The sequence below is a fragment of the Priestia sp. GS2 genome, assembly GCF_036409025.1.
Lineage (GTDB): Bacteria > Bacillota > Bacilli > Bacillales > Bacillaceae_H > Priestia > Priestia aryabhattai_A.
The window spans coordinates 2,027,498-2,040,771 of sequence record NZ_JAZGJX010000001.1; the positions used below are offsets into that span (position 1 = coordinate 2,027,498).

Annotated in this window: 12 protein-coding genes and 1 riboswitch; of the genes, 2 read left to right on the forward strand and 10 right to left on the reverse strand. The window is 37.4% G+C overall.

The window, feature by feature from the left end; genetic code table 11:
• Window positions 1-79: 79 nt before the first annotated feature.
• Complete coding sequence (locus tag V2145_RS10590; RefSeq protein WP_094909852.1) at window positions 80-823, reverse strand: TspO/MBR family protein; 744 nt, start codon at window positions 821-823, stop codon at window positions 80-82.
• A gap of 176 nt (window positions 824-999) precedes the next feature.
• A complete protein-coding gene (locus tag V2145_RS10595; RefSeq protein ID WP_131886848.1) occupies window positions 1,000-2,376 on the reverse strand; it encodes a sodium/glutamate symporter in 1,377 nt (458 codons plus the stop codon).
• A gap of 394 nt (window positions 2,377-2,770) precedes the next feature.
• Window positions 2,771-2,869, forward strand: a riboswitch (TPP riboswitch).
• Between the two features lie 113 nt (window positions 2,870-2,982).
• Between V2145_RS10595 and tenA the strand changes: the two genes are divergently transcribed.
• Window positions 2,983-3,672 (forward strand): thiaminase II, encoded by a 690-nt coding sequence (gene tenA / locus V2145_RS10600; protein ID WP_094909850.1) that lies wholly within the window; start codon window positions 2,983-2,985, stop codon window positions 3,670-3,672.
• Between the two features lie 41 nt (window positions 3,673-3,713).
• Here the strand turns inward: tenA and V2145_RS10605 are convergent, their stop codons facing one another.
• The 3 genes from V2145_RS10605 to V2145_RS10615 are packed head-to-tail and all read right to left on the reverse strand — an operon-like array spanning window position 3,714 to window position 6,228.
• Window positions 3,714-5,081 (reverse strand): aldehyde dehydrogenase, encoded by a 1,368-nt coding sequence (locus V2145_RS10605; RefSeq protein ID WP_165932512.1) that lies wholly within the window; start codon window positions 5,079-5,081, stop codon window positions 3,714-3,716.
• Window positions 5,082-5,130: 49 nt separating this feature from the next.
• Window positions 5,131-5,433, reverse strand: coding sequence for an ArsR/SmtB family transcription factor (locus V2145_RS10610; protein WP_094909848.1), 303 nt, complete (start codon window positions 5,431-5,433; stop codon window positions 5,131-5,133).
• Window positions 5,434-5,448: 15 nt separating this feature from the next.
• A complete protein-coding gene (locus tag V2145_RS10615; RefSeq protein ID WP_094909847.1) occupies window positions 5,449-6,228 on the reverse strand; it encodes an SDR family NAD(P)-dependent oxidoreductase in 780 nt (259 codons plus the stop codon).
• 266 nt (window positions 6,229-6,494) lie between these two features.
• Between V2145_RS10615 and V2145_RS10620 the strand changes: the two genes are divergently transcribed.
• On the forward strand, window positions 6,495-7,673 hold the full coding sequence (locus V2145_RS10620; protein WP_094909846.1) for a MerR family transcriptional regulator: 1,179 nt from the start codon (window positions 6,495-6,497) through the stop codon (window positions 7,671-7,673).
• A gap of 33 nt (window positions 7,674-7,706) precedes the next feature.
• Here V2145_RS10620 and V2145_RS10625 read toward each other — a convergent pair whose 3' ends face one another.
• The 5 genes from V2145_RS10625 to V2145_RS10645 all read right to left on the reverse strand — a co-directional run bounded on the left by V2145_RS10625 (window position 7,707) and on the right by V2145_RS10645 (window position 13,171).
• On the reverse strand, window positions 7,707-8,669 hold the full coding sequence (locus V2145_RS10625) for a nucleoside hydrolase (RefSeq protein ID WP_397428354.1): 963 nt from the start codon (window positions 8,667-8,669) through the stop codon (window positions 7,707-7,709).
• A gap of 24 nt (window positions 8,670-8,693) precedes the next feature.
• Complete coding sequence (locus V2145_RS10630) at window positions 8,694-10,184, reverse strand: FAD-dependent oxidoreductase (RefSeq protein ID WP_311858390.1); 1,491 nt, start codon at window positions 10,182-10,184, stop codon at window positions 8,694-8,696.
• A gap of 118 nt (window positions 10,185-10,302) precedes the next feature.
• Window positions 10,303-10,884 (reverse strand): superoxide dismutase family protein, encoded by a 582-nt coding sequence (locus tag V2145_RS10635; protein WP_094909844.1) that lies wholly within the window; start codon window positions 10,882-10,884, stop codon window positions 10,303-10,305.
• Window positions 10,885-11,238: 354 nt separating this feature from the next.
• Window positions 11,239-11,715: a YusW family protein gene (locus V2145_RS10640; RefSeq protein ID WP_094909843.1), complete on the reverse strand. Its 477-nt coding sequence runs from the start codon at window positions 11,713-11,715 to the stop codon at window positions 11,239-11,241.
• A 73-nt stretch (window positions 11,716-11,788) separates the two neighbouring features.
• The gene (locus tag V2145_RS10645) at window positions 11,789-13,171 is read right to left on the reverse strand and encodes an aspartate kinase (RefSeq protein WP_094909842.1); all 1,383 of its coding nucleotides are present in this window, start codon (window positions 13,169-13,171) and stop codon (window positions 11,789-11,791) included.
• Window positions 13,172-13,274 lie beyond the last annotated feature (103 nt).

Sequence of the window (13,274 nt, forward strand, 5' to 3'; positions counted from 1 at the left end):
TTTGCTTAATTGGTTTTACCTCTTCCTTATTAGAGGAGCGCAACGAAAAAAAGAAACCCTAGCCATCGCTAGGATTTCTTCACTTTCGATAATTACGAATGAGTTGAACAAGGATATTAAGGACCAATATCACAACTACAATCCAAACTGTTGTTACAATTCCTGAATATGCACTTTGCTTAACAGAAATTGCAATAAAAGCCCATACAAACACGAGTGAATATGCAATGTCTCTGTTTTTTCTTGTAAACAGAATACCTAATATTCCTCCCACTATAAGCATAATGATGGCCCACGTCTCTTCACTTAAACCAAATAACGTTTCAATTCCATTAGCTTGGAATACAACAAAGACATTAACAATTGTTGCTACGGAGACCCACCCAATATAAATAGAAATTGGTAACCTCATGAACCACGTTGTCATTCTTGAATTTTGAATAATGGAGTAAATAATCATCAGCGTTACTAAGAATAGAACAATTACGAGTAAGGCAAGAGTGAAATAACGATATTGGAAGATAAAGATCCAAGCACTGTTTAGTAAACAACTAATAAAGAACCAAATACCAATTTTCGCATAAATTTCTTTTTGATCTTCTCTTGCAATAAATTGACGAATAACCCAGATGACCAAAAGCGTATAGATGAGCCCCCATATTGCAAATGCATAACCCGCTGGTGTAAATAGCGTTGGCACACTATCAGACACCTCACCTGTATTTTGCCCACCTATCGGTAACGCGTTTGCTAAATAGTTTACGATTAACACGAGAACGAGACCAATCGCATTTAAGATGCTATAAAAACGAAAATTCGCCATACTATTTCTCCTTTCCTGTAGATGTGAATATAGTCGTCCTAGCTAAAAAGATCAAATAGTAGCTTCTCTTCATTAATACCTCGTCTGAACTAAATTTATGCACTCGTTCACAAAATTTCTTAGAATAGGCCTTTTGACTCCTAAAAAAAATAAAAACTCAGCCTAAGGCTGAGTTTTTATTTTGAGTTTGCTTCTATACTTCTTGATTGACTCGATGATTTCTTTTCGTTTTTCACCCAGCCTCTTGACATTGCAAATAAATAAATAGCGATGCTCGCTCCAAGTGTAATAAGTACAAACAACCAATGCTGGTTCGTTGCGATCATTAACGGAGCAAATGTAATAAGAAGAATCTCTACCGGCGCAATCGGTATATACGCCAATGCATAATCATCAAGTGTTTTACTTTTGCTTTCTGGGTCCGCGATACGCAATAATGCAATTCCCATTGCTGTTGTTCCTGTAATCCAACCCCAAGTAAAAATTCCTCGTTCAAACCAAATTGGACCAAAGAACTTACCAGAAAGAATTCGGAATACAAACCATGCAAACACTAGGCCAAACACTAACAACAGTGCAAAAGGTACGATGTAGCTCGCTACTGCTGATAAACTAATAGAAGCGATACCAAACGCTACTAAAAAGTCTGTTGCGCTTCCGCTAATTCGATTCATTACGTCTGCATTAATATACTGATCGCTGTTCGTTTTCTTCATAATACCTTTAATAGCTAGCCCTACAAGAAATGCTAAGGAGAAAGCTGGTATTGTTACTGAAGGCAACAACGTTTGACCTAACTCACTTAAGTAATAACCACCCAATGCGATAATTGTCACTAACGCTACATGTAAGACAAGTGGATCAACAGCAATCGATGATACCGTATCCATTTTTGTAGAAGTGCGCTTTTCGGGAGGGATTAATCCTGTGCGTAGTTCTCGTGGTAAATCTTCAAATCTTGCAAGGTAATTTGTTTCACCTTTTTTTGAATAATATTTAATAAACGCTAGTCCTACTACAATTGAGCAAATAACACCAATTGTTGCTGATGTCATCGCTAACGATAATCCTTCTTCCCATCCTTGCTTTGCAAATGCGTCTCCCACAGCAGCCGCTGTTCCATGCCCACCAATAAATCCTGCTGCTAATAACAAACCAAACCCTAAGTTTAAATCTCCCCAAACGTTATTTAATAGTAGCAATGAAAATAGTAAACCGACTCCCCACATCGCTAGCATAATCATTTGAGAATATGACCACATACTACCTACGCGGCCAGCTATTTCTTTAAACTTTACACTTTGAGTTGCAATTGGAATCGCACCAAAGATGACCGCAATTAAGATACCTGGATACGTTCCAATTTGATTAGTGAATGGAATGAGACCAATACCGTTTGGCCCTAATGCTAAGCCCAAAATTCCTGCAATAATACTCGCAGGTAAAAATAAATTTTGTACCCACCTGACCTTTGCTCGAATAATGGTACCAGCCACTAATAGAAGTGAGATGAAACCAACATCCACAAATAAATCCCATGCTGATAAATTCATTAAACAACCTCCTTAAAAAATATAATTCCTACTAAATTGACAGGACTAATTTATATTAAACTAAGCAAACTGAAAAGGCCATTTAGCTTCAGCTAAACACCTTTTTAATTTGTAGCTTAATTCTTTAATTGAGCTTGTTTAAACGTAACGAGCTTACGATTATTATAGCATGATAGTGCAGCCTTTGCACATTTCGACAGGATTCGTGACAATTTTCTTATTTTTTCATCAACTACTTCAAGCGTATAGTTACTAGTTTCATAGGTAATTTATCTCGGTTATTTTTTAAACAATATAAATATTCAGATCACTATACTTTGTTACTTTTGAATCATTCTTTCTAAACTTTTGTATAATTCTTTTTTTTATGTTAGATTAAATAGGAACACATGAAAGAATCCACTAGGGGTGCCTTTTGGCTGAGACAAGGAATCTTGATCCCTTTGAACCTGATCTGGTTTATACCAGCGTAGGGAAGTGGTACGGCGTTGTTGTGTCATACATCCACAATTGCCTTTACCACTCCATAGATAATGGGGTGTTTTTTTGTTTTTGTCCCTATTTATACGTGCTCTTCTTGTGGATTCAATTAGGGAGGAATAACAATTGTCATTTTCAGCTCAATTACGCAAGGAAGCATCTTACATTTACGATGCCATTTTTCAACATCCCTTTGTTGTAGGTATTAAGGAGGGAAAAGTTCCAAAAGAAGCTTTAATTCACTATGTAGCACAGGACTATGAGTATTTAACTGCTTTTGTTCGTATATATGGTGCGGCGTTAACAAAATGTAGTACCCGCGATGAAATGGAAGTGTTTAACAACGGTATTTCAATTGTTTTACATAGTGAAGTCCATCCCCATAATAATTTTTGTGAAGTAGCTGGCATTCGATATGAAGACATGAAGCATCAACCATTAGCACCAACAGCCAACCACTATATCAGTCACATGATGACAGTGGCACATACAGGAACACTAGGTGAAATTATTGCTGTTTTATTACCTTGTCCATGGACGTACGTTGAAATTGGGGAACGTATTGCAAACGAAAGAAACATAACACCAGATCATCCTTTTTACGAATGGATTTCCTTTTATACTAACGGAGAAATGAAAGAAACGACAAAGTGGTTTTGTGAAAAATTGGATAATCTAGCAGAAAAAGCTTCTGTTGAGGAACGTCAACGCATGAAAGAACACTTTATAAAAAGCTGTGAACTTGAGTATTTATTTTGGGACATGGCCTATAAACAAGAGCAATGGCCCCTCTCTCAAACCACTGTGCACTCATAACAAACAGGGCTTCTTATAAAGAGAAGCCCTCTCATTTAACGTTATTTTAAGAATTTTTTAATCGTTTTTAAACTTTGATTGTCAGACGGATATTTAAAAGCAAAATCAAACTTTGTCGTTTGTTTCAGAACACTTTTAAAGTGAGAAAACGTTTTAAAACTAGCTTCACCGTGATATTGACCAATTCCACTTTCTCCCACTCCTCCAAACGGAAGGTGTGGGGTTGCTAAGTGCATAATTGTATCGTTAATGCATCCACCACCAAATGAAGTTGTATTGATAATTTGCTGCTGAACGTCTTCACTTTCTGAAAACAAATATAGAGCTAACGGCTTTGCTTTTTGATGAACTGCACTTACAACCTCATCTACACTTTCGTATTCAATAAGGGGTAAAATCGGCCCGAAGATTTCTTCTTGCATCACGCTTGAATCCCATTTTACTTCATCTAAGACAGTTGGAGCAATCTGTAGCGTTTCTTCATTATAAGTACCGCCAATTACAGGTTTTCCATCTTGTAAAAACTCAATTAAACGATCGAAATGTCTCTCACTAACAATTCTGCCATAGCGCCCGCTCGTGAGTGCATCTTCACCATAAAACTGCGTTACGGCTTTTTGAAGCTCAGCAATCAGCTGAACCTTTACATCTTTATGAACTAACAGATAGTCTGGAGCAACGCACGTTTGACCAGCATTCATACTTTTACCAAACATGATGCGCTTGGCCGCAAGTTCAATATTTGCATCCTTATGCACAATACAAGGACTCTTGCCTCCTAACTCTAATGTGACTGGGATGAGCTGCTTTCCTGCTTCTTGCATAATAACTTTTCCAACATTGACACTTCCTGTAAAGAAAATATAATCTAGCGTTTGCTTCAATAAAATTTGAGTCGTTTCCACCGCTCCTTCTATAACTGTAACAAACGAAGGATCAAACGTTTTAGCAATAAGCTCCTCCATTATCCTTGAAACGTTAGGCGTCAGTTCCGACGGCTTGATAATTGCCGTATTACCTGCTGCGATAGCACCAATTAGCGGTGAAATAGCTAGCTGAAACGGGTAATTCCATGGTGCAATAATAAGCGAAACTCCGTAAGGTTCTGGAATAATATAACCTTTTGAACCAATATGAGTCAGCGTCGTCTTTGCTTTTTTAGGTTTCATCCACCCATCTAAATGCTTTAACGTAAAGCGAATTTCTTCTAACAAAATGCCGATTTCAGAAGTGTATGCTTCTACTTCCGATTTGTTTAAATCTTTTTTCAAAGCGTCCATAATCGCTTCTTCATTGGATTTAATCATGGATTGTAAGTCTTTTAGAGCCTGTATTCGAACTGCTTTGGATTTGGTTTTCTGCTCGTAAAAATAGCGCTTTTGTTTCTCTACAATATTACTGATAACCATCTCATCTGTAACGTAATACTCACTATGCTTCATTTTTTCACCTCTTTAATTATAAACATTCAGTTTCCACCGTTGAAATTAAATCTTTTAACAGCTCGACCGCATCTTCTAATGCAAGTGAATAATACCGCTGTGTTCCTTTTTGTTCAATGCTTACAAGCTTTTGATCACGCAATATCTTTAAATGATGAGATACTGCCGGCCGAGATAGTGTTGACTCGTTTGCAATTTCATTGACCGTTAGTGGCTCTTTTTCTGCTAGTAATAAAATGATGTCCTGCCTTGCTGAATCGCTTAATGCTTGAAAGACAGGGATACTTGATCGAAATAATTCCATTGCGCGTGTACTCATAACTTCTTTCCTCTCCTACTTAACTTCTTGCATGCTTCTTACAACTTTTGTAATCAATTTACGTGGCAAAAACCTCGGTAGCATAGTTGCTACTTTAAACTTCGCTCCAGGTATAATCACTGTTTTCCCTTTCATAAATTGTTCATAACCTGTTTTCGCTACGTCTTCCACACGTAGAGCTCCTGATTCAAATAATTTTGAGCTACTTAAATTAGCTCGGTCACTAAATCCTGTCTTAGTAGGACCCGGACACAGTGCACTAATGGTTACGTTAGTATCTTTCAACTCATTTTCCAACGCTTCAGTAAACGATAAAACGTAAGCCTTTGTTGCATAATAAACCGCCATCAATGGTCCAGGTAAAAATGCAGCTACTGATGCAATGTTAAGGATTCGCCCTTCATTCCGCTCCACCATTTCCGGTAAAAATAATTTTGTTAAATAGGTAAGCATTTTTATATTTAAGTCAATCATATCTGCTTCTTCAGACCAAGATGTCTCGATAAATGTACCATATAAACCAAAGCCAGCATTGTTGACTAGAAACTCAACTGTAATTCGCTGTTGCTTTATCTCATCGTAAAGTTTTAACGCTTCTTCTTGTTTAGAAAGATCTTTTATACTAATTAAAACCGAAATTGAATAGTTATCTTCAAGCTCTCTCTTTAGCTCTTCAAGCTTTTGTTTACTGCGTGCTACTAAGACAAGTGAGTAGCCATCTTTTGCAAAATGATATGCCAACTGTTTTCCAATTCCACCTGATGCACCTGTAATTAAAGCATATCCTTTTTTCATTTAAAACACCCTTTCTGTTTGTATGTTTAAAAACTTAAACATTTGAACATATCTTACCGAACTTAGTTTATGTTGTCAACTTTTTATACATACGAGCGTTTTACAAATTTCTCTTTTTGTTTACATAAAAGGCTAATGTCGTCTAGTTTTGACAACCTTTGTCACCTAGCAGGAAAAATTAGTTAGATATGGTGAATACAACATACAACGAAAATCAAGCTAGTACATACTTTTATTATTAGGAAAGAATTAGAGGAGGAAAAAAAATGACTGAGATTTATACAATTAAAGCTGTATGTGACCGCCTAAATATAGACCGCCGCACATTAAAAGGGTGGGAAAATTCCTTAAAAGGCTATTTATATATTGATCGAATAGACGGGGCGCGTGTATATACGGAAGAAAAGATTGAGTTACTCAGTGATATTAACCAGCTGTTTGCTGAAAACTGTACCTTAGATGAAGTAAAAGAATACGTACAGCTTGTGAGTCAAGAAACGAAGGTAGTCTATGAAGAAGCTGCTCCGACACAAGTTGATGAATTTGCACCTGCAAATACAGAAGAAATTGAGACACACGATGCAAAGATTACCACCGAACAAACCATTCCTTCTATTGAACAGCCATTAAGTGAAGAAAAAATAGTATCATCTATGGAGGAGTTTGTGAATGAGCAAACTGAGGAGTCTGCTATCGAACCAGAAAAACCATCTGCTCATGATGTCATCGTTCACGAAAGAGAGATGCTGCAAGGTGAGCTTGTAGAAGCTGTTCGACGTTATGAGGATGTTTTTGAAGTACTGAATTCATTTAAAGATGATTTATTAAAAGAAATGCGGGAAGGAATGCGTAATGAAGTGCGTGAAGAAATTGTTGGTGAAGTAAAAAAAGAGCTTGAAAAGAGCGCTAATCAAACGTACGAAATGGTTGAAACTGTAGGAGCCGTTATCTCTGAGTCTTCAGAGCGTAACGCTAAAGAAGTCGAGAATATGTCTAAAAAAATCATTCGTGCCAACGAAAAAGCACTGGATGAAATCTCATCTATTATGGATGAACAATCGCATACCGCGGAGCAGAGCGCTGAAGAAATGAAACTATACATGAAAGATATTGTAACAAACGCCGATGAGTCATCAAAAGAGATGCAATATTTGCTTGACCGCTTTTCTAGCAACTCTACCGTGGCAATGAATCAAGTTAAATTTATGGTCGAAAAACTCTCTAATTCTTCTAGTCATACGACAGAAGAGCTGCGAGATTTAATTGATTCCATGAACGAAGAACGAGTTTACTATTTAAAAGAAATGGAAAAAGAACGAAAGCTTCATCGTCAAAATGTTTCTGAACGAGAGGAAATGTTCAATGATTTTGTTCAAACATTTCGTCAAACGGCTGCTGCTGATATGAAAAGAAAGCGAAAGTGGTGGAAGCTCTTTTTATCATAACAAGTAAAGTCCCCATAACCATGGGGACTTTACTTATATTACAGGCCTAACTAGAATTGTTGTAAGCTCTTTCAAGAATTCCTGTTCATTAATATTCCATGCTATATACGATGGCTCTTTTTGCTCTTCCACTAATGTTCTGGGACGGAAATCTGCGATGCTTTCTCCTTTTGCTTCTCCACTTAACTCTATACTTACTTTACGTTGAACATATTGAATCAGCTTCTCGTTAACTAAAGCCATTAACGGGACGATGTCATGTATAGGCGTCCCTTGTATACCAGGCCATTGCTTTTTATAGGCTTCAAAATAATAAGTATAAATTGGTATGACTAGAGCTTGAAATGGATTTTGACTGGTTGATGATATTTTTTGAATGGTTTCGGGTTTAACAATCACCTTATGTGTAACATTTAATGGATATACCCGAACTTTTTCTGCTCGTTCCATCACTACATTAGCCGCGATAGGGTCACCATGAAAGTTAGCTTCTGCAACAGGTGTAACATTTCCTGGCACCATAAAGGCCCCACCCATTATCAAAAATTCACTTACATACTCATTTAATACATCCCCATGAAGTACAAATAACATAGCTAATTCTGTTAAGCGCCCCGTAGCAACAACCGTAATATTTCCTTTATATGCTTCAATTAATTCAAATGATTTACTAAATGGTTCCACTGGTAACGCATAGGATGAAGAAACATTAATTGGTCCTAACGTTTCTCCATGTATCTCGGGATAAAATACAGAGATTTCACCAGTAATTGGCCCTTTAGCTCCTTCAATAATTGGAATATCTTTACGGTTTGCTAATGTTAAAATATAAGAAGTATTTAAAATTGCATCTTCTTTTGATACATTTCCATATCCGCTCACAACTCCTACTACATTAATATTTGGATGTAAAAGAGCATACATAAGCGCCACGGAATCGTCAATACCTGGGTCCATAAATAACAAGGCGTTAACCTCTGCTCGCAAAGCACACACCTCCCATTTTTTAACACACACATGTTATATAGTATATTTATGTTCAGTGATGCTTTGAAATACATGATACCCACTTACAGATGCTCCAATCGTTCCTGCACCAGGGAAAATCGTATCTCCACAGAGCCATAAACCGTTAATACCTGAGCGGTGAGAAAGGCTGTTAAACAAAGCATGCTCTAGCGTTTGAGGAAATCCGCCTACACCTCCGTGGGCTCTTGATGTGAAACGTTCCCATGCCATGGGTGCACCAGAAATTTGATGAATGGCCCTTTCAATATGTGGAATTAATGTTTTTATGCCCGCAATCATTTTCTTTTCCATTATTTTTTTTCTTTGATCATACGCCTCTCTTGTTTGCCACTTGCTTAAGTCGATATGAGTTGAGGCCGTAATCGTTCGATAGCCTTGTGGTGCTCGTCTCTCGTCATTAGGGTGAGAAATCGATACAAAAATATGTTCACCCTCTGTCATAACTCCTTGCTCTGAAAGAAGGATCTGCTGAAATAAAGAAAGGTTACTCGGTAAATCTTCTTCCTTGATAGCCAAATACATCGTAAATGTACCCCACTGCGGTAACTTTGCTTTCGCTCTCAGCTTTGGGGTTAGTTTCATGTACACATCTTTATCTAGTATTGTGCTTAAGTTTTGAATGGGAACGTTGCACACAACATGAAAAGCATCATAGGCATTATTACGATGGTCATGGATTATCCACCGATTGTCTTTTCTTTCTATTCGCACTGCCTCTCTTCCTTTCAGTGTCTTTCCTCCATAGTCTTCAATGTACATCTGAAGTACTTCTGCAACTTGATACAGTCCTCCCTTTACATAAAACGCTCCTTCGTGATAAATGTCTAGTGCTAAACATGCTAAAACTAACGAGCAAGATGCGCTTGTTGTTTGCATGCTATCAATTAGCTGGCCATCAATAAAATGAACAAAGTCCTTTTCTCCTTGCAAGCCGTGCTTCTTCAGTAACGCTGAGAACGTTTGGGGAAAGTGAGGGATTAACCGTAAAGATGAAAATTCCAGCGCTGCTACAAGCTTTCTCCATTCTGCAAAAGTTTTAGGAGGTAAAATAGGTAAGTGAGCCATGAGTTTTCTCACTTCTAATGCAATTTGCTCCACCTCTTTATAAAAAGACATAATGTTACTCTCATACCCTTTAAATTCTTTCTGTAAGTAAGCGATATGTGCTTGACGATTCTGATAATAAGTGAGTGTTCGGTGAGGGAAATGTACATCCATAACCGTACTGAGCTTTTGAACTTCCACATCAAGACCAAGAAAACGTAAGATTCTTTCATGAACCCCACCTTGTTCAAAACCCATTCCGAGCGTTGCGCCTACAGGAAACGTATACTTACCTCGGTTGAACTTTCCTGCACAGCCCCCCCATTCCCTTGATGCTTCCAACACGGTAACAGAAAACCCTACTTTTGTTAACAAAGCCGCTGCTGTGAGCCCACCGATTCCCCCACCTATTACGACAACTTCTCTATTCACATTCATCACCCTCCTTTCTCTTATTGTGCGCTCCATTTTTTCATGTGACAACTTATAGTCTGCTCCAAAATATCAACAAAAAGAAAAAAGCCGCGAATAACCGCGACTTTCACTAAAAAACATTTTACTTGGTAATAACGCCACAAATAACACGGTCGCCAGAGTTTCCTGCAGGATCCGTTTCATAATCATCTGGACCTGCATGAATAACAAGCGATGAACCGTCAACATCAAGTAATGAATTAGGCTTTCCTTCTTCTAGCGTTACAAGCGAAGCGAAAGTCTCTGCTTTAATTGTCCCTCGCTCATCTGCTTCTAAATTAGGAAGGTCACCACCGTGAGGACCTTTAGGGTTTTTAAATCCATGCTTTCGATCATAGGGATTAAAATGTCCACCTGCCGTTTTGAAATCTGGCACTTCACATTTACCAATTTCGTGAATATGAAAACCATGCCTACCTGGGGTTAGCCCTTTTGCTTCAATTTTAATACGCACTCCATTTTTTTCTTCGGTAAGCGTTGCTATCCCTACCTTTGCTCCTTTTGTATTCATTAATTCTACAGTTAATGGGGCAATCGATCCCTTATTTACTTCTGCTGCTGGTTGATATTCCTCCTGGGAATGTTGATGACCTTGTCCTAATCCACAGGCTGCTAATAGTAAAAAAACTGCGCTGACACAGCATTTCATTACAATTGTTTTCATTCTTTATTCCTCCTTCAGCTGTCATATCATCATCCTTTCACATTTCATAGGTTTTTAGACGTCAAAACAAAAAGAGACCAGGATATAACAAAATGATTCCTTCTCAAGTCAAAGATAAAGCATTACTTTTTTATCATAGATTGTAGAAACAAAGCCTTTCCATCACGCTCCAGATACTTTCTTTCCACGGAGAAAAATCTAAACCTTTCCTTTAATTCTCCTATGTCCTACGCTCTATTCCACTCTTTTTTAAACTTGTTTTTTGAGTCAATAAAAAATCCGAACGATTGAGAGTTGACTCTCAATCGTTCGGACAGATCATTGACTGAAATACTTATGTCTCAGCCTCTTGTTTTATTTGTTAATATTGTATTCTTTTTCAGTTCCATCAGCAAAACGTACTTCTAATTCAAATGATTCATAATCATTTTTTAAATTAAATACCTTTGATACTTCTTTGACAACATCTTCTTCAGATGTATTTTGGTCAAACGTTAATTTTTCAAACTGAGGTGATAGTTCATCAAAAGCCTCGTTGCCTTTTAAGTGATTATCGTTTGCTTCATCGTCAATCTTTGCTTCCATATCATCTTTTTCATTTTCATATTCTACTTCATAGTCATTATTTAAACCTTTATATTCTACATCTAAATCAAACTTTGAGAAATTAAACGCCATATTCTGATCATTTTCGTTGTTTGTTGACTGCTGATCTACGTTATCCTCAACTGGAGCTTCTGGCGGCGGAGATTCCACCTCATCATTGTTACATGCAGCTAAACCTAATAAAGCAGCGAACGATACAGAAAGAACAGATACTTTTTTCAACATAAAAACGCCTCCTTAAATATACGACTACTCTTCGTATACCCAACGAGGCGTTTATTATACACATATTAGTACATTACTTTACGCTTGAATATGAAATACTGTACATTTTATTAAAATAAGTATTGTACAATGCCTGAACAGCTTTTTCAAGTGCATCAGCCTTTACGCCAAACATCATGCTTACTTCTGAAGAACCTTGGTTAATCATTTCTAAATTCACGCCTGCTTTGGCAAATGCTTCTGTAGCTTTAGCCGCAATTCCAACAGAGCTGTTCATTCCTTCTCCTACTACCATTACTAGCGCCAAGTTTCTTTCAATTGAAATGTTATCTACTTCTAGTTCTGTTTGAATGCGGTCAAGTACACGCTCTTCTACTTCCGGCGTTAGCTGATGTTCACGCATAACGACTGAAATGTTATCGATTCCAGATGGCGTATGCTCATATGAAATCCCTTCGTCTTCTAAAATTTGCAAAAGGCGTCTGCCAAATCCGATTTCACGATTTAACAAGTATTTATCAACATGAATGTTGCAGAAGCCTTTATCACCTGCAATGCCTACGACAGGTTGGTCACCAACTTTTCGCTTAGAAACAATGAATGTTCCTTTTGCCTTCGGATTATTTGTGTTCTTAACACATACTGGAATTCCAGATTTAAAGACCGGTTCAAGCGCTTCGTCATGAAATACAGAAAAACCTGCATAAGATAATTCACGCATTTCTCGGTAGGTCACTTCTTTCATTTCACTCGGTTTTTCAACAAGCCTTGGATCTACGCTATAAATTGCATCTACATCTGTAAAGTTCTCATATAAGTCTGCTTTAACACCCGCTGCAACAATAGAACCTGTAATATCAGAACCACCTCTTGAAAATGTCACAATGTTGCCTTGTTCAGAATAACCAAAGAAGCCTGGGATAACTAAAATACCTTCCCGCTCTTTTAACTTCGGTAACTCTTCATACGAAAGCTGCAAAATTCTTGCTCTACCTGGTTCATCTGATACAAAAATACCAGCTTCTTTAGGGTTCACATATGAAGCTTCTTCTCCTAAATGCTGTAGATATGCAGCCATTAACCTTGCATTATTATCTTCACCGCTTGCTTTCAAACAGTCTAATAAGCGGAATGGGTCATCTTTATGTAAAGAAATTAGGGAGTCAATGTTTTCAATGATTTCTGTAATAATCCCTTCAGACATTTCTAACTCAGTCACAATTTCTCGATAACGATCAATGACTTTGCCAAACTCTTCTACATAATCTTCACCTAGCTGAATCTGCCCAGCGAGTGCAATTAATAAATCTGTCATTTTTGTGTCATCAGCATATCGCTTACCTGGTGCAGATACAACAATCATTTTTCTCTCTTTGTCTGCTTGAATGATTTGTGCAACTTGTTTAAATTTCTCTGCGCTTGCAACTGAACTCCCACCAAATTTCGAAACCTTCATCTTTGAGACACTTCCTTACCTGTTTTTAATATTCAACTATTGTAACATAATTTGTCTGACAAAAAAGCCTTCTGTCTAATTTTTCTAATAATTCTTCAGATAA

What these genes read in the sequence shown, in the direction of transcription:
- V2145_RS10645 (WP_094909842.1), bottom strand. Translation starts at nt 13,171, where the DNA reads ATGAAGGTTTCGAAATTTGGTGGGAGTTCAGTTGCAAGCGCAGAGAAA.
- V2145_RS10615 (WP_094909847.1), bottom strand. Translation starts at nt 6,228, where the DNA reads ATGAAAAAAGGATATGCTTTAATTACAGGTGCATCAGGTGGAATTGGA.
- V2145_RS10605 (WP_165932512.1), bottom strand. Translation starts at nt 5,081, where the DNA reads ATGGTTATCAGTAATATTGTAGAGAAACAAAAGCGCTATTTTTACGAG.
- V2145_RS10610 (WP_094909848.1), bottom strand. Translation starts at nt 5,433, where the DNA reads ATGAGTACACGCGCAATGGAATTATTTCGATCAAGTATCCCTGTCTTT.
- V2145_RS10620 (WP_094909846.1), top strand. Translation starts at nt 6,495, where the DNA reads ATGACTGAGATTTATACAATTAAAGCTGTATGTGACCGCCTAAATATA.
- V2145_RS10595 (WP_131886848.1), bottom strand. Translation starts at nt 2,376, where the DNA reads ATGAATTTATCAGCATGGGATTTATTTGTGGATGTTGGTTTCATCTCA.
- V2145_RS10630 (WP_311858390.1), bottom strand. Translation starts at nt 10,184, where the DNA reads ATGAATGTGAATAGAGAAGTTGTCGTAATAGGTGGGGGAATCGGTGGG.
- V2145_RS10640 (WP_094909843.1), bottom strand. Translation starts at nt 11,715, where the DNA reads ATGTTGAAAAAAGTATCTGTTCTTTCTGTATCGTTCGCTGCTTTATTA.
- V2145_RS10635 (WP_094909844.1), bottom strand. Translation starts at nt 10,884, where the DNA reads ATGAAAACAATTGTAATGAAATGCTGTGTCAGCGCAGTTTTTTTACTA.
- V2145_RS10590 (WP_094909852.1), bottom strand. Translation starts at nt 823, where the DNA reads ATGGCGAATTTTCGTTTTTATAGCATCTTAAATGCGATTGGTCTCGTT.